The organism is Paenibacillus sp. GYB006 (assembly GCF_036577645.1).
Classification (GTDB): Bacteria; Bacillota; Bacilli; order Paenibacillales; family Paenibacillaceae; genus Paenibacillus.
Genome location: NZ_JARBDA010000012.1, coordinates 15,645 through 33,076 on the forward strand (window position 1 = coordinate 15,645; position 17,432 = coordinate 33,076).

A 17,432-nucleotide genomic window follows, 5' to 3' on the forward strand; every position below is an offset into this window, starting at 1 on the left:
TTTATGATGTTTGATAATCAGTCAGCGGTAGAACGCAGGGACCGTCTGAGGGAGGAAGGGAAAATTGAACTTCCTCTCAATGTAGATACCAAGAAGTATATTCTCTCCTTAATCAAGTACCGGGATTTACTTATCTCATTGCCGCTGATGGCTATTGGAATTTTAGCCCTCTGGTATCTCACTCAGTTAGGTTACTCGTTTAGTGCACAACTACTTCTCATTTGCTTGTCACCTTGGGGTACATTTTTACTGATTCTGACGATCCACCATCCAGACCGTAAAAACATAAACTTCTTTACTCACCGGGTGATTTGGAGAATTCAGTTCAATAAAAGACAAAAAATATTTGTCTATATGAAAGGTGATCTGATGAGCAGTAAACAAAAAAAGAATGCGGTCAAAGATATACGTGAACAGCTGGGCATAAAAAATATCTACTCCGAGTGCTATGAAACGACTGATAACCGGTTCGTAAAGGTGATCCGTGTTTCAAGTGTGAACTTATCGCTGCTTAATAAGAAGGAAAAAACGAAGATCTTTCAAGCCTATGAGACCTTCTTAAATGATTTACCAAGGAGCATGTTACCCCTTCAGGTCAGCCAAATTGCCCAGCCCATTAACCTTACGAATTACGGCAGTTATATCGAGGAGAAAACAGCGAAAGAAGAATCTCATGCGAAGGCGATCCTCACTAAGAGTTACCTGAATTATATCGATGATATACAGAAGAGTAAAAATATGGTCTCACGAAATAGGTACGTTATATTGGCACGTCCATTTACGAATGCAAACCGAAAGAAAGTGCTTAGTGAACTTGAAAGAGACGTTAAGATTGTAAGCTCTCAAATTGAGAATATGCTTGGTGGACGCTATGAAATGAAAACAAAAATTTTAGACAATGAGGAACTGTTTCATCTCATGTTTGCATGCATCGACTATGAAAATGCTCAGGTCAATTTCAGCTTTAAAACAGCGCTCTTCTCGCCTCTTACGGTGGGTGAGCGGACATATGAAGAAATGAGCGGAAGCTGGAAGCAGATGAAAGCGAATCATATCATGTAAAAAAAGGAGAGCAACTTCATGGGTATCTTCTCCAAAAAGAAAAGAGAAACGCTCGAGTCTTCTTACATTGGCTTTAGTGAAAATATACTGAATTTGTTGTCACCTGATTCTATTGAAGAGGAAGAATCCTTTGTGCGCTCTGGAGCTAACTTTACCCGTACTCTGGTAGCGGCCGAGTATAGCGCTATTTTGAACCAGGAGCACATCATGAACCTAAACGACCTAAGCGAGAATATCAGCGTTGTCCAGTTTTTAACCGAATACGATTCAGGGGAAGTAAGAAAGCAGCTATCTGAAAGTATTAGGCAGAACAGACAAAAGGCAGATTCTAAGTATGTAAACGATGCTGGAAAAGCGGAAGCGGAAGCGCAGATTGATAGCGCCCGGATGACGCTGAACCAGCTGAGCTACAAGAACGAGCGAATGTATATGTTCCAAATGCTGATTCATATTGTAGCATCCGATCTAAAGCAGCTAGAGAGGTTAACCCAGCTCGTAAAGTCTGTAGTCGGTCCTTTTGCCAAGACTGTAACGCCAATGATGAAGCTAAAAGACGCATTCGATAGTTTTTTACCTATCGGTCACAATAAGGTCTACGACCTAACCTACCGGCCGATGAATGCGGAAGCAGTAAGCTTCTTTTTTCCTTTTCATGAGAACGAAATTTTTGATCAACACGGGATCATTAAAGGCCGTAATATCACTACCGGAAACGTTGTGATCGTAGATGATACGAAGCTCCACAATAAACATGAGTTTTTAATCGGAATGAGCGGAACCGGTAAAACAAGTACGCTCTTTGCTAATATGATGCGCAAATGGATGCTTGGGAGCATCATACGGACGATTGACCCAAAAGGTGAATTCGGAGCGATTTACAAAAGTCTTGGCGGCGAATGGGTGAAGTTCAGTTTTAATGGTGGCAGTATAATCAACCCGTTTGATATACCAGTGATTAGCGCAGAAGCTCAGCAAGAGATGGAAAGGCAAGGATTGTCGGAAGGAAACCCGCTGCTTGCTAAGATCAGCACCTTATTAACGATGTTTAAGCTCATGTATCCAGATATGAATGACTTGCAAGAAGACATCTTATCTAAATACCTGATCGAGCTGTACAAGAAATTTAATATCAACGAGAAAACGGACATCGGTAAGCTCAAGAACACTGATTTTCCCATCATGAAAGACCTATACGATTTCCTTGCAGAGAAAAAAGATAGCGGCGAAGAAGAGTTCAGCAAAATCACTGATTTCCATACCATTTTGTATGCGTACGCTGAAGGACTTTTCGCAAAAATTCTTAATGGACACACAAATGTGGATATCAAAAACCCGCTTTGTGATTTTGATATTTTAGAGCTACAGCACAAACCTAAACTGCAGCGTGTCGTTTACTTTTTGCTTTTGTCTCACATTCAGTACGAGGTCGTTAACGGCGATAAGTCAGAGTCACAGCTATATATCGATGAAGCCCACATTATTGCCGATCCGAAGGTACCGCTTGCTATGGAATATCTGTACACAGCAATGAAAATGCTGCGCTCTTTTAACTGCGGTATTACCCCTGCTAGTCAGTCTATTAAAGACTTTTTATCGGCTAAAGATGAGCAGCGTAACTACGGGGAAGCTGTTATCAACCAAGCAACGCAGCGGTTTTATCTGCCTATGGCTGATACGGAAGTGGACTTCTTGGAGCGGGAAATGAATATGCAGTTTAGTGAAGAAGAAAAGACCGCTATTACAGTCGTTGAAGGACGAAAAGAAGAAGAAGCAGGAAAGGGTCTCTACTTTGTAGGTTCTAAAAAAATCAGACTGCAAGTTGTGCTCACTGATGTTGAGAAGCAGCTATGGTTTGAGCGAAAGCCGCTGAGCGAAGTGATCGGGTAATGAAGGAGCTGCTGAAAGAAGCGCTGATTTATAAGGCTAGGTACTATATCGCAGTATTTTTTCTTCTAGCCGGGATAGTAGCCATAATAGCTGCGATTATGAACGCTATTGTAGATGACAATAGCGGTGGATCAGGCCCTGGAGGATCTGGACCGCTGCTCTGTACCCCTGGAGAACTTAACATGGAATATATCGATAGTAAATTTGCCGATCTTGGAGTATTTACGGGGAAACAAAATGTATTTATTGAATCTGCTACAACTAGCGGCATTGATCCGGTACTGCTCATGTCCATCGCTATGCATGAAACCACGTACGGAAAATCTCCTGCCGTAGTAAATAAGAACAACCCTGGCGGCCTCATGAGAGCGGACGGAAAAGGTCTTATGACCTTTGCAAGCTTGAATGAAGGTATACAGTTTATGGCGGCAAATTTACAGCGTCTATATATATCACAAGGACTCGTAACAATAGAGCAAATCGGAAATAAATATGCCCCAGTCGGTGCAAAGAACGACCCTAATAACCTCAATACACACTGGATACCTACTGTGACACGTATCGTAAACTCATTTGGTGGGTTATCGGCAAACTGCGATCAGATAGCATCTGGAGACTATGCCTACCCTACTGCTCCTCCTTTAATCGTGACATCATCCTATGGCATGCGGACACATCCCGTAACGGGGAAGCCCTCTACTATGCATCAAGGGACGGACCTTGCGTGTAGTATTGGGGATCCGATCTATGCTGTAGATAGCGGCACGATCGCAGTGGCCGTGAAATCAGGCGGTGGCAACTATGGGCATCACATCATCATAAATCACGGGAACCGCTTTACCTTATACGGGCATTTAACCGCTGTATCTGTCCGGCTTAACCAAAATGTAATTAAGGGTGAGCAGATAGGAACATGCGGGAAAACGGGACGAGTGACCGGCCCCCATCTGCACTTTGAGATTCAAACAGGCGATATATACGGTACAAGAGAAGATCCTTGGCCTTTCCTTCAAAACATCGGAAGCCGTAAGGAAGAGTCTGATCTGCACAGTGAAGCTGATGAATCTACGGGCAGAGAGGATGAATACAAATGAAAAAGGGTTTTATTAAGCTCCTCTTAGGTATAAGCCTTGCAGTATCACTTGGTTGGGGATTGAAACTATTTACAGAGCTGAATAAAGCACGGCAAACGATCGCAGAGTTTCAAAATATTGAAACGCTAAATCAGCGCTCTGAAGACTTTGTACGTGCATATGCAAAGGGTAAACACCAGGAATTTTTAACAGCAGCTGCAGCCGAGCGTTTTGCAAGGCAAGATAACCGGGAAAAGGATTATGAAGATACGCACATGTCTGAAGATGCGGGACTCTCAAATGTTGAAGTAAAACAGCTATTTACAAAAAAGGTAAAGGATCGGGATGATCAGGCAGAGTCTTATGCTACTGTTCGCATGCAGTATGAAATGGGCGGCTCCACTAGCCCGGCAGATGATTATATTCAGACATTCTTTATTCACTCCGTATGGATGAAAGAGGATGGAATATGGAAAGCAGATGATGTAATTATTTCACTTCAAGGCGATACCCGTGATGATGAACTGAGAAGAGAAGCGAAAGAAGCTTTGGATAATGCGACGAAGGCGAGGGGAGTAGAATGAAGCTGTCTCCTGGCCATAAGGCAAAGTTGCTAAAATTCTCCCAGAAGACACTTATTGTCCTGGATAAGCTTTTCGTGCTTTTAGTCAAAATATATGAGAAGCCGGTCGAAAAAGCGAAGCGAGACTTTTATTTAGAATATAAGACGGACATGACAGAAGATGAACTTAGAGAACTAAGATATCAAATCACATTAAAGTGGAGTGTTGCTGTTTTTGTTGTCCTTTTCCTAATTTTCTTTATTTGGAGGTCAGGACGGTGAAAACGAAATGGTTAGTAATTTACGTACTACTATTATCTTTAACCTCGTTATTATTTTCATCAATTTGCTTCGCAGATGAAGGAGACTATTACGAACTGCACGAATCGTTTTTTGAAAATGCTCCTGAAAGTTATAAAGACTTCATAAAGAAATATGACTCAAAGGAGCGAACAGTAAGCTGCGGACGATTTGATGTTTCTTGTCACGTATATAAGATAGCTTTAGATTCGGGGATTTCCGCAATGGACTTTATCAAGGACTTGATGAAAAAGACAATTATCTCTCCAACAGATGTAGTTGGTAACCCATCCTATGAAGCATATAAAGACGGAATCTTTGCTTTATCCAAGATTGTACTTTCGATATTCATTGCCTTTAATGCCGCAAAAATTGTGAGTTTACGGATGGCTGACGCAGAGGACAGCGCAGCGGTATGGAACGAAAAGATAGTATCTCTTGTTGTCAGTGCGTTCTTTTTGTTTGTGTATGATTCAATTATTGAATGGATCTTACATGCACAGGAGCTATTAATGAAAGAAATAATTGATACGATCAATAGTGATCAGATGATTATAAACATGATCAGCAATATTTTAATGGGCCCAGGTTTATTTTCAATAGTCGTGATTTTAATTATTGGCGTTCTGCTAATCGTTTTAATGTTACAGCTATTTTATCGCACGGCCTTTGTGGCTATTTTATACATAGCCGGCCCCATTGCAATTGCAACTAAAATAAATGATACATACAACTTTTTTGACTTCTGGCTTAAAAACTTCATCATTGCGTTTATCACATTAGCTTTGCAGCTCATTTCAATAGCAGTCGGCCTAAATCAATTCCTTATACCACCTGAGTATTTTGGGGATACGTATCATTTGTTCCTAGGCTCAGCATTCTTTATTCTTTCGATGACGCTTCCAGGACTGTTAGGACAATGGGGATTTAGCACCGGATCGGCTCGATCTGTGTCTTCAGGTGCAAAGACTGCAGTTAAAATGATGGTTATGAAACGCAGATAAAAGGAGGGTTTAATAGATGAAAAAACTTATCTTATTGGCAGCTTCATTTATGATCGTTTTGTCAGGATGCGGTAAAGAAGAAAACACACCATCTACAGTTCCACTAGGTGCCGAAAAACAGGTTCAGGAACCGGCTAAGCAGATAGAAGAACCTGAAAGAGAAGCGGTATTTAAAAATGAGGACATTGATCAGGCGAAGAAAATGGCACAACAATACGTTGCTGCGCTTACTGAATTTCATGGGCGTAAAGCTCACACAACGTCAGATATAGAAGGTTTACAAAGAGAAATGTCTGAGAAAATAAAATCCACAATTTATATCCACTCACAATCACGTATTTTACAAGTAAGTGGAGTCGAAATAAGTGAAAAAAATATTTTAGAACTAGGTGCTTCACGTTTTGGACTGCTCTTAGACGATCATAAAGAAGTTTATTACCCAAAACTTAATGTCAGTGAATTAATAATTCCCATGTCTTATGTATTTCCAGGTAAAGATACGAACGATCCTAAGTTGTATAAAGTACATTTTGTGAAAACTAATGAGGGCCAAGTACAAATTATAAAAGATGGTTTTTTTATAGGAGGACCAGACCTTGAAAAGAAGGATCAGGAGGAAGTTGACCCTTACAGCGCAGAGAAACTTAAAAATGATCTTAAAATACAGTGAAAGGAGTGAGAGTTTAAATGCAGTCAACCATTAATAAATATGGTGAAATTGAAGTCATTGGTAACGAAGTTCACTACAGTATACCGCTATCCTACACGGACTTTGATAGCCTTGATGAACTGGAAATGGTATATAAACAAAAAGGGACTTCCCTGGCTGTTTACAGCCACTACCTGTTTGCACATGATATAACGCTTGTAACTAACAGGCTTGTGTTTACTTATTATCTAGAGAATATGAAATCATTTTATTATTTGCGTCAATTATATTTTGAAGACCAAATTTATTATTTCCGTTCTTTCATTGAGCTGGCTAAAAACAATCATAATACAGCAATCTTGTGGGATAAAAATAACCTTTTTGTAGATCTAACAGATAGTAAAGTAAAGGCTTTAGTCTTTGAATTTAGTGGTCATAGTCTTTACAATATTCCTCCAACGCTTGATGGACTCAAAGAGGTGATCTTGTTATCTTTAACTACGCTTTTCCGGGTTTTAGGTAAGCCGCGGCTGACCGACTTTATTGACCAAAGGGATATGGTTATTCGATTTGCTGAACAGGTTCTTAGAGCCGATTCAGTTCAGGAAATCGAGCGTGTTTTGGAAGAGACCAATGTAAATATAGAACGCCAGGAAGAAATCCGCCTTGAATATGAAGAGAGCTTAAAGCAAATGAAGTTCTTTGAAAGACGTAGAGAGATTAGAAAAGCTAAAGCTGCCGGCAAATTAACAGCTGCAACTATATCTGATTTTGTTGAGAAGCCAAACCGTGGTCTACGATCTGAAAAAAACTCAAACCCAAAGAAGCAGGCCAATCAAGAAGAAAAACAAGGTTTCTTCAATTCAAAATATTTTTTCTTAGGATCCGCCGGAGTAGCTGCTATTCTACTTACAGTGAACATACTCTCCCCTACCGATCCAAACGTAAATGCTTCAGCGTTGAACATTTCTCAAGTTAAGAAGGAAGAGAAATCGGTTCTAAGCTCAGATGAGGTTGCTGATGTTTACCGTAAGGTAATAAACGGTGAAAATGAAGCTGCTATAACCATACTCGAGACAGCGGGTTTTGAATATTTAGCTGATACAGAAAGGAAGCAATTAGTTCAGTTATACGAAAAAGAAGGACTGTATCATAAGATTTTGCAGTTGGATCCAAGTCAGGCCGATATTGATATGGTTGTAAAGAAAATGATAGAGAAAAAAGAGATAAAGCAATTAAAGGAGCTTCAGTCACGTTTCCCAGCATATGCACCAATTAACTATGAGGTTGCCTATATGACGGCTAAATACGATACGGTAATTAGTCTAGCAAGTGATATTGATTTAACAGATAGTGAACTGGCAGAAAGAAGAAAAAGTCAACTGTTAGTTTCCTATCTTTGGTCAGGACTCCTTGAAGAAGCTCGAGAATTAGCAGGGGATGACTCAAAAATGATAAAAAAAGTGAGTCAATTTGAATCAAGTAGCCAAAAAATTAAAGATTTGAATAACTCTTTAGATACTGCTCAAGACAAGGGTGATGAAAAAGAGGTGAAGGAGCTGAAGCAGAAAATAAACCAGATTAAAACTAACATAAACAGAATCTGACTAAGGGCAGGGGTTGATCATTTGCAAAAAAAGTATATTCGGAGTCTTGATGATATAGGGAGAATTGTACTTCCTAAGCAGATTCGTAATGAACTTCACTTGGGAGAAAAACAAATGTTTGAAGTGTACAGTGATGGTGAGAGAATTATACTAGAGAAGTATGATAACCTTGAACCCTGTATAGTAACGGGGGAATCCACTAAATCAAATCATACGTTTGCTTTTGGTCACGGTACAGTTACACTCAGTCCATCGGGTTTCAAGCAATTACTTGAAGAACTTAGTAATTATAAATATGAAGAAGATTAAAGTGGAGCCGGTCCTACGGGGCGGGTTCTTTTATTTTACAATTAGTTACACGTACGTATACGTGTACGTGTACGTACGTGTACTAGATTGATAGATCGAACATGATCACACAAGCGATTTCACAGCTGTTCAGACAAAATATAAAGTATTGATCAATATTTAGGGATAAAATAGTATCCTAAAAGGAGACTCTTTTAATCACCAGACTATCGGATGGTTGGCAGATTAGAGAAAGCTTGCTGTAGTTAGAGGTCTTGTTTAAGTGAATATATAGGAGAGAAGGGCTAGAACCCTTTTTTTTAAAATATTTGCTATATTTTAAATTTATGGTTGTTGGATTAGTGTAGAATCAATGTATAGATCATTAGTGTTCTATACATTGATGAGAAGTAGCTCTGAGGAGGAGAATTCCAGTGAAAGTAATGGCTATTTTTGGCACTAGACCTGAAGGAATTAAGATGGCGCCAGTAGTAAAGGAACTAATGAGCAGAGAAGATGTTGAGTGTATCTTTTTAAACACCGCCCAACACCGGGAAATGTTGGACCAAGTATTAGAATTGTTTGAAATTAAACCTGACTTTGATTTGAATCTGATGAAGGACCGTCAGACGCCGATTGAACTCACTTCAAAAATGCTGGTTGAAATTACAGAAGTTTTAGAAGAAACGAAACCTGATTTGGTTCTTGTTCATGGTGATACAGCTACTACCTTCGCGGGAGCATTTGCAGCGTTCCAAAGACAAATCCCTGTGGGGCATGTAGAGGCGGGACTACGCACCGAGGATATTTATTCCCCCTTCCCTGAAGAAGCCAATAGACAGCTGGTGGGTCGGATTACGACACACCACTTCGCTGCAACAGAAACCAATCGTGAAGCTTTGCTTAGGGAAAATATCAGGCCTGAAAATATCTATGTTGTAGGAAATTCAGTTATCGATGCTCTGCTACAAGTTACAAGTAAAGTATTCGCCTTTGAGGAACCGCTAAAATCTATTATGGAATCAGGGAAACGTACTATTCTGATGACTACACATCGTAGAGAGAACCTCGCTCAGCTTAAAGGAGTATATAGCGCAATTAATCGCATTCTGGTAGAACATGAGGATGTGCAAATTGTTTTCCCAGTACATAAGAACCCTGCCGTTCGTGATGAGATTGCTAAACATTTAAATTTAAATGAACGCACTCACTTAGTTGAACCACTGGACTATGAGGTGTTTGCTCACCTTATGAAGGAAGCCTATTTAATTCTCACGGATTCCGGTGGTATTCAGGAGGAGGCTCCTGCACTTGGTAAGCCTGTTTTGGTGGCTCGGAATAATACAGAACGTCCGGAAGGTGTAGAAGCCGGTACACTTAAACTGTGTGGCACAGATGAATCGGTAGTATACAAAGAGCTCAAAGAACTTCTCACTAATCCTGCTGCTTATGAAAAAATGAGTGGTGCCAAGAATCCGTATGGTGATGGGACTACGAGTGAAAAGATAGCAGATATTATCATGAAAAAAATAAGGGAAGAGAAAAGCGCTAGAGAAACTGTTTATTCTTAAGATGTTCATCGTAGAACAAAGCTATATTATAAATGCCCAAGTGCTTCATATCTTTCATTTTTTTGATTTGAGAAATGTAGGTAGGAGAGTTTGTGGTAACAGCTACCGGACCGCCATTTTCTTGAAAAAGCAAACACGCTCATTCGGCGGTTTGCTTTTTGGCATTTCAAAGGTATATCGTCAAATCATTACTAGTCAATTCGTATGGTTCAAATAGTACCTGAGGACGCTATAGGGGAAGGATATAACCTCCCAATAGTTAACTGTCCTCTAGGTAGTTTAGGGGAAGTGATAGCAGCTCTAAGCAAAATTGTTGAAAACAGAATCAACGAGGAGGATTCTACTGATGTCCTTGAAATAAATTACACGTACACGTATACGTACGTGTAATTAGACATGAACTAAATTAGATCATTATCATACGGATAGTCCCATGAGCTGAGTTTGTTCATGGACGATACGATTATGAATGATTGCAGAGTAAACGATCGAGCAGTTCAAAGGGTCATATCGCGACGTCATTGCTTAGTAAATTCATAACAATATAGCAAGGTTCATATAGCAACTGTGGTCGCTATAGAAGTTATAAGGATTGCCACTAGTTAACTGATCTCTAGGTAATCAAGAGAAGTGATAACTGCACTAAAATATTGATGAGAGCGGTACCAATAAGAGAATTCTACTCATCTCCTCAAAATGATTTACACGTACGTACACGTATACGTGTACGTACGTGTAGTTTAATATGAACTAAATAAGATCATTATTATGGGATAGATACATGAGCTAGGTTTGTTGTCATGGACGATACGATTATGAAGGTTTACAGAGTAAACGATCGACCAGTTTAAAAGGTCATATCGCGACACATTATTGCTAATCAATACAAACAATCTTGTATGCTTCAAAAAGCAGCTTAGAACGATATAATAGCTACCCACTCTAGATCAGAGATTGGATAGCTACTTATAAGCCAATATTAATGTGAGTAGAACCAAAAAAGCTTTAACTAGTATATTATTCAAATAAAGCACACGTACGTACACGTGTACGTACGTGTACTAAGTTAAGTTTGTAGTCATGTACACCGTGTGTTTGTATAGTAATAGATGCCGAACATCTCAAAAACCATAATTTCTAATCAAACTAATCATCGCTATAGAGACTATAAAAGACTACTTGATAAACTGTTCTCTAGGTAGTCAATAGAAGTGATACCTGCTCTAAGCAATATTGATGAGAACTGAACCAATGAAGAGGATTCTACTAATATCCTTGGAATAATTTACACGTACACGTACGTGTAATAGAAAATGAGTTGAATTGGATCACTATCATAGATAGGGATAGATCTATGAGCTGGGTTGGTTGTCATAGACGATATAACCATGATGTGTGAATCTGATACTAGCTTGAGACGCTATAGAGGCTATAGAAACCTTACCAACTAGTTAACTGTTCTCTAGGTAAATAAGGAGAAGTTGATACTTGCTCTAAACAATATTGATGAGAACTGATCGAAGAGAATTTAACTCATTTCCTTAAAATAATTAACACGTACGTACACGTATACGTACGTGTAGTAGAAGACGAACTAAATTAGATCATTATTATGTGGAATAAACTCATGAGCTGAGTTTGTTGTCATAGACGATACAACAATGAATGCCTGAATCAAATACTAGGCTTAGGACGCTATAGAGGCTATAGTAACTACCCATTAGTTAACTGTTCTCTAGGTAGATAAGAAGAAGTGATAGCTAATAGCTATCCTAAGCAATATTGATGAGAGCAGAACCAACGATGAGTATTCTACTAATATACCTGAAATAAATTACACGTACGTACACGTATACGTACGTGTAGTAGAAGATGAACAGAATTAGATCAATATCATAGGGATAGACATATGGGCTGTGTTTTTTGTCATAGTCGCTACAACTATGAATGTAAGATTCAGATAGCGGCTTAGGACGCTATAGAAACTATCAAACTATCCACTAGCTAACTGTTCTCTAGGTAGATCAGAGAGTGATAGCTGCTCTAAGCAAATTGATGAGAGCAGAACCAACGACGAGTATTCTACTCATACCCTTGAAATAATTTACACGTACGTACACGTATACGTACGTGTAGTTGAAGATGAACAGAATTAGATCATTATCATAGAGATAGATATCTGACCTGAGTTTGTTGTCACGGACGAAATTGTTTGCAGAGTAAAAAATCGATTTAGCAGTTCAAAGGGTCATATTGTGACATCATTGCTATATAGCAATGTAGCAAGAGTCAGATAGCAGCTGTGGTAGCTATAGAAGCTATAAGGACTACCCGCTAGTTAACTGTTCTCTAGGTAAACAAGAGAAGTGATGCTGCACTAAGTAATATTGATGAGAGCGGAACGAACGAAGAGAATTCTATTCATCTCTTTGTAGTAATTCACACGTACGTACACGTGTACGTACGTGTACTAAGCTAAGTTTGTAGTTATGTACACCGTGTGTTTGTATAGTAATAGATGCCGAACATATCAAAAACCATAACCTCTAATCAATTTATACAATCGAATATGACACATATCAACTGTGGTCGCTATAGAGGCTATAAAAGACTACTGGCTAGTTAACTGTTCTCTAGGTAGCAATAAGAAGTGATACCTGCTCTAAGCAATATTGAAGAGAACTGAACGAAGAGAATTCTACTCACATCCTTGAAATAAATTACACGTACGTACACGTATACGTACGTGTAATGGAAAATGAACTGAATTGGATCGCTATCATAGCTAGGGATAGATCTATGAGCTGGGTTAGTTTTCATAGACGATATAACCATGAATGTGTGAATCTGATACTAGCATAGGACGCTATAGAGGGTATAGACCCCCTGCTTACTAATTAACTGTTGTTCTTTAGGTAAGTCAAGAGAAGTGATACTTGCTCTACTCAAGTATTGATTAGAGCCGAACCAACGACGAGCATTTTACTGATATCCTTGAAATAAATTACACGTACGTACACGTATACGTACGTGTAATAGAAAATGAACTGAATTGGATCGCTATCATAGCTAGGGATAGATCTATGAGCTGGGTTGGTTTTCATAGACGATATAACCATGAAAGTATGAATCTGATAGCTTAAGACACTATAGGCTATAGAAGCCTACCAACTAATTAACTGTTCTCTAGGTAAATCAGGCGAAGTGATACTTGCTCTAAGCAATACTGATGAGACCAGCACGAAGAGAATACTTCTCACACCCTTTATATAATCTACACGTACGTACACGTATACGTACGTGTAGTTGAAGAAGGACAGAATTAGATCATTATCATAGGGATAGATACTTGAACTGAGTTTGTTGTCATGGACGATAAATCTAATGAATGTTTACAGAGTAACGATCGAGTAGTTCACAGGATCATATCACGACACATTGCTTAGTATGATTCAGATAGCAGCTGTGGACGCTATGAGGCTATAGAAACTACCTACTAGTAGCTGTTCTCTAGGTAAATCAGGCGAAGTGATACTTACTCTAGAATATTGATGAGAGCAGAACCAACCAATAGTATTCTACTCATCTCTTTGAAATGATTTACACGTACGTACACGTATACGTACGTGTAGTAGAAGATGAACTGAATCAGATCATTATCAAAGCTAGAATAGACGAATGAGCTGAGTTTGTAGTCATAGAGGATACGACTATGAATGTTTGCTGAGGGTCATATGACGACACATTGCTTAGTATGATTCAGATTTCAGCTGTGGACGCTATAGAGGCTATAGAAACTAATTACTAGTTAGCTGTTCTAGGTAAATCAGGAGAAGTAGGCAATATTGATGAGAGCCGAACCAACGAAGAGTATTCTTCTCACCTCCTTGAATTAATTTACACGTACGTACACGTATACGTACGTGTTGAGTTTCGCGAGATCCAGATAGCAGATGTGGTAGCCATAGAAGCTATAAGGACTACCCACTACTAAACTGTTCTCTAGGGTAATCAAGAGAAATAATTGAGCAGAACAAATGAAGAAGTTATACTAACATCCTTCAAATAAGTCACACGTACGTACACGTATACGTACGTGTTGTAGCAGATGGACTGAATTACATGCTTACTACAGCTAGGGACGCTGTAGAGGCTATAGAAACTACCACTAGCAAACTGTAAAATCGGGCGCAGTAATTGCTACGCTCTAAGCGATATCGATAAGAGCTGAACCAACGAGAAGGATTTTTTTCATATCTGCAAATTAATTAACACGTACGTACACGTATACGTACGTGTAGTTGAAGATGAACAGAATTAGATCATCATAGGGATAGATACTAGAACTGAGTTTGTTGTCATGGACGATAAATTTAATGAATGTTTACAGAGTAATGATCGAGCAGTTCAAAGGGTCATATCACGATACATTGCTTAGTATGATTCAGATAGCAACTGTGGACGCTATAGAGGCTATAGAAACTACCTACTAGTTAGCTGTTCTCTAGATAAATCAGGAGAAGTAATACTTACTCTAGGCAATATTGATGAGAGCATAACCAACGAATAGTATTCTACTCATCTCCTTGAATTGATTTACACGTACGTGTAGTAGAAGATGAACTGAATTAGATCATTATCAAAGCTAGAATAGACTAATTAGCTGAGTTTGTAGTCATAGAGGATACGATTATGAATGTTTGCTGAGGGTCATATCACTACACATTGCTTAGTATGATTCAGATAGCAGTTGTGGACGCTATAGAGGCTATAGAAACTACTTACTAGTTAGCTGTTCTAGGTAAATCAGGAGAAGTGTTACTTGCTCTAAGCAATATTGATGAGAGCAGAACGAGAGGATTCTATTGATACTCTTGAAAAATCTACACGTACGTACACGTATACGTACGTGTATTAGAAGAAGAACTAAATTAGAGTATTATCATAGGAATAGATGCATGAACTGAGTTTGTTGTCATGAACGATAAAAGTAATGAATGACTGCATAGTAAACGATCAAGCAGTCGAAAGGGTCGTATCGCGACAACATCATTGCTAGTAAATTCAAAACAATATAGAAAGATTTAGACAGCAGCTGTGGACGCTATACAAGCTATAAGGACTACTCACTAGTCAACTGTTCTCTAGTTATCAGGAGAAGTGATAGCTGCACTAAGCAATATTGAAGAGAGCCGAACCAACGACGAGCATTCTACTGATATCCCTGAAATAAATTACACGTATACGTATGTGTAATAGAAAAGAACTGAATTGGATCACTATCATAGAGCTGGGTTGGTTGTCATAGACGATATAACCATGGATGTGTGAATCTGATACTAGCTTAGGACACTATAGAGGCTATAGAAGCCTACCAACTAATTAACTGTTCTCTAGGTAAATCAGGAGAAGTGATACTTGCTCAAGCAATATTGATGAGAGCAGCACGAAGAGAATTCTGCTCAAATCCTTGAAAATAAATTACACGTACGTACACGTATACGTACGTGTAGTAGAAGATGAACTGAATTACATCATTATCAAAGCTAGAATAGACGAATGAGTTGAGTTTGTAGTCATAGAGGATACGACTATGAATGTCTGCAGAATAAACGGCCGAGCAGTTCGAAGGGCCATATCATTGTTGTATGATTTAGATAAAGCTGGGGACGCTACAGAGGCTAAAAGGATTACCACTAGTTAACTGTTCTCTAGGTAATCAGGAAAAGTTAAACCTGCTCTAAGCAATATTGATGAGAGCAGAACCAACGACGAGACACTCTACTGATATCCTGAAACAAATCTACACGTACGTACACGTATACGTACTTGTATTAGAAGATAAACTAAATTAGATCATCATTATCATTAGGAAGAACACAAGAGCTGGGTTTGTTGTCATGGACGATACGGTATGAAAGTTTGCATCGAGCAGTTCAAAGGTCATATCGCGACATCATTGCTATTCAATTCAAAAAATATAGCAAGATTCAGATAGCAGATGTGGTAGCCATAGAAGCTATAAGGACTACCCACTAGTAAACTACTCTCTAGGGTGATCAAGAGAAATAATTGAGCAGAACAAATGAAGAAATTATACTAACATCCTTCAAATAAATCACACGTACGTACACGTATACGTACGTGTAATAGAAAATGAACTGAAATGGATCGCTATCATAGCTAGGGATAGATCTATGAACTGGGTTGGTTTTCATAGATATTATAACCATGAATGTGTGAATCTGATACTAGTTTAGGACACTATAGAGGCTATAGAAGGCTACCAACTAATTAACTGTTTTCTAGGTAAATCAGGAGAAGTGATCCTTGCTCTAAGCAATATTGATGAGAGCAGCACGAAGAGAATTCTGCTCAAACCCTTGAAATAATTTGCACGTACGTGTAGTAGAAGATGAACAGAATTAGATCATCATCATAGGGATAGACACATGAACTGAGTTTGTTGTCATGGACGATAAAACTAAAGAATGTTTGAATAGTAAAAGCCTTGAGCAGTTCAAAGGGTTATATCGCAAGATCATTGCTAGTAAATTCATAACAATATAGCAAGGTGCAGATAGCAGCTCTGGTAGCTATAGAAGTTATAAGGATTACCCACTAGTTAACCGTTCTTTAGGTAATTAAAAAAAGTGATAGCTGCTCTAAGCAATTTTGATAAGAACTGAACCAATGAAGAGGATTCTACTGAATGATATCCTTAGAATAAATTACACATACGTGTATTAGAAGATGAACTAAATTAGAGTATTATCATAAGGATAGATGCATGAACTGAGTTTGTTGTCATGGACGATAAAAGTAATGAATGTTTGCATAGTAAACGATCAAGCAGTTCAAAGGGTCATATCGCGACATCATTGCTAGTAAATTCAAAACAATATAACAAGATTCAGATAGCAACTGTGGTCGCTATAGAAGCTTTAAGAACTACCCACCAGTTAACTGTTCTCTAGGTAATCAAGAGAAGTGATAGCTGCTCTAGCGCAATATTGATGAAAACTGAACCAACGAAGAGAATTCCACTCATCCCCTTGAAATAATTAACACGTACGTACACGTATACGTACGTGTAGTAAAAGGTGAACTGAATTGGATCATTATCATAGCTACGGATAGATATCTGAACTGGGTCGGTTGTCATAGACGACACAATTATGAATGTGCGTGTCACACTTAGGACGCTATAAAGGCTATAGAAACTACCCACTAGTTAACTGTTTTCTAGGTTGATAGCTAATAGCTATTCTAAGCAATATTGAAGAGAGCCGAACCAACGAAGAGTATTCTTCTCATCTCCTTGAAATGATTTACACGTACGTACACGTAAACGTACGTGTAGTAGAAGATGAACTGAATCAGATCATTATCAAAGCTGAAATAGACGAATGAGCTCAGTTTGTAGTCA

The 17,432-nt window shown here is 38.8% G+C and carries 10 protein-coding genes; all 10 read left to right on the plus strand.

Features of this window, described 5'->3' with window-relative positions; genetic code table 11:
- Window positions 1-3: 3 nt before the first annotated feature.
- The 10 genes from PV403_RS19780 (at window position 4) to wecB (ending at window position 10,003) form a co-directional block, all read left to right on the plus strand.
- The gene (locus PV403_RS19780; RefSeq protein ID WP_213534537.1) at window positions 4-1,062 is read left to right on the plus strand and encodes a hypothetical protein; all 1,059 of its coding nucleotides are present in this window, start codon (window positions 4-6) and stop codon (window positions 1,060-1,062) included.
- A gap of 18 nt (window positions 1,063-1,080) precedes the next feature.
- Window positions 1,081-2,949: a VirB4 family type IV secretion system protein gene (locus PV403_RS19785; protein ID WP_332085706.1), complete on the plus strand. Its 1,869-nt coding sequence runs from the start codon at window positions 1,081-1,083 to the stop codon at window positions 2,947-2,949.
- On the plus strand, window positions 2,949-4,043 hold the full coding sequence (locus PV403_RS19790; protein WP_332085707.1) for a M23 family metallopeptidase: 1,095 nt from the start codon (window positions 2,949-2,951) through the stop codon (window positions 4,041-4,043). The genes PV403_RS19785 and PV403_RS19790 overlap by 1 nt, the downstream gene beginning before the upstream one ends.
- Window positions 4,040-4,606, plus strand: coding sequence for a hypothetical protein (locus tag PV403_RS19795; protein WP_332085708.1), 567 nt, complete (start codon window positions 4,040-4,042; stop codon window positions 4,604-4,606). Before PV403_RS19790 ends, PV403_RS19795 begins: the two co-directional genes overlap by 4 nt.
- On the plus strand, window positions 4,603-4,866 hold the full coding sequence (locus PV403_RS19800; RefSeq protein WP_332085709.1) for a hypothetical protein: 264 nt from the start codon (window positions 4,603-4,605) through the stop codon (window positions 4,864-4,866). The genes PV403_RS19795 and PV403_RS19800 overlap by 4 nt, the downstream gene beginning before the upstream one ends.
- A complete protein-coding gene (locus tag PV403_RS19805; RefSeq protein WP_332085710.1) occupies window positions 4,863-5,888 on the plus strand; it encodes a conjugal transfer protein TrbL family protein in 1,026 nt (341 codons plus the stop codon). Before PV403_RS19800 ends, PV403_RS19805 begins: the two co-directional genes overlap by 4 nt.
- Window positions 5,889-5,904: 16 nt before the next feature.
- Window positions 5,905-6,558: a hypothetical protein gene (locus PV403_RS19810; RefSeq protein ID WP_332085711.1), complete on the plus strand. Its 654-nt coding sequence runs from the start codon at window positions 5,905-5,907 to the stop codon at window positions 6,556-6,558.
- Between the two features lie 17 nt (window positions 6,559-6,575).
- Entirely contained in the window at window positions 6,576-8,144 is a 1,569-nt protein-coding gene (locus PV403_RS19815) for a hypothetical protein (protein ID WP_332085712.1), read from the plus strand.
- A gap of 21 nt (window positions 8,145-8,165) precedes the next feature.
- Window positions 8,166-8,453, plus strand: a complete 288-nt coding sequence (locus tag PV403_RS19820) for an AbrB/MazE/SpoVT family DNA-binding domain-containing protein (protein WP_332085713.1) — start codon at window positions 8,166-8,168, stop codon at window positions 8,451-8,453.
- Window positions 8,454-8,875: 422 nt separating this feature from the next.
- Window positions 8,876-10,003: a non-hydrolyzing UDP-N-acetylglucosamine 2-epimerase gene (wecB, locus tag PV403_RS19825; protein WP_332085767.1), complete on the plus strand. Its 1,128-nt coding sequence runs from the start codon at window positions 8,876-8,878 to the stop codon at window positions 10,001-10,003.
- Window positions 10,004-17,432 lie beyond the last annotated feature (7,429 nt).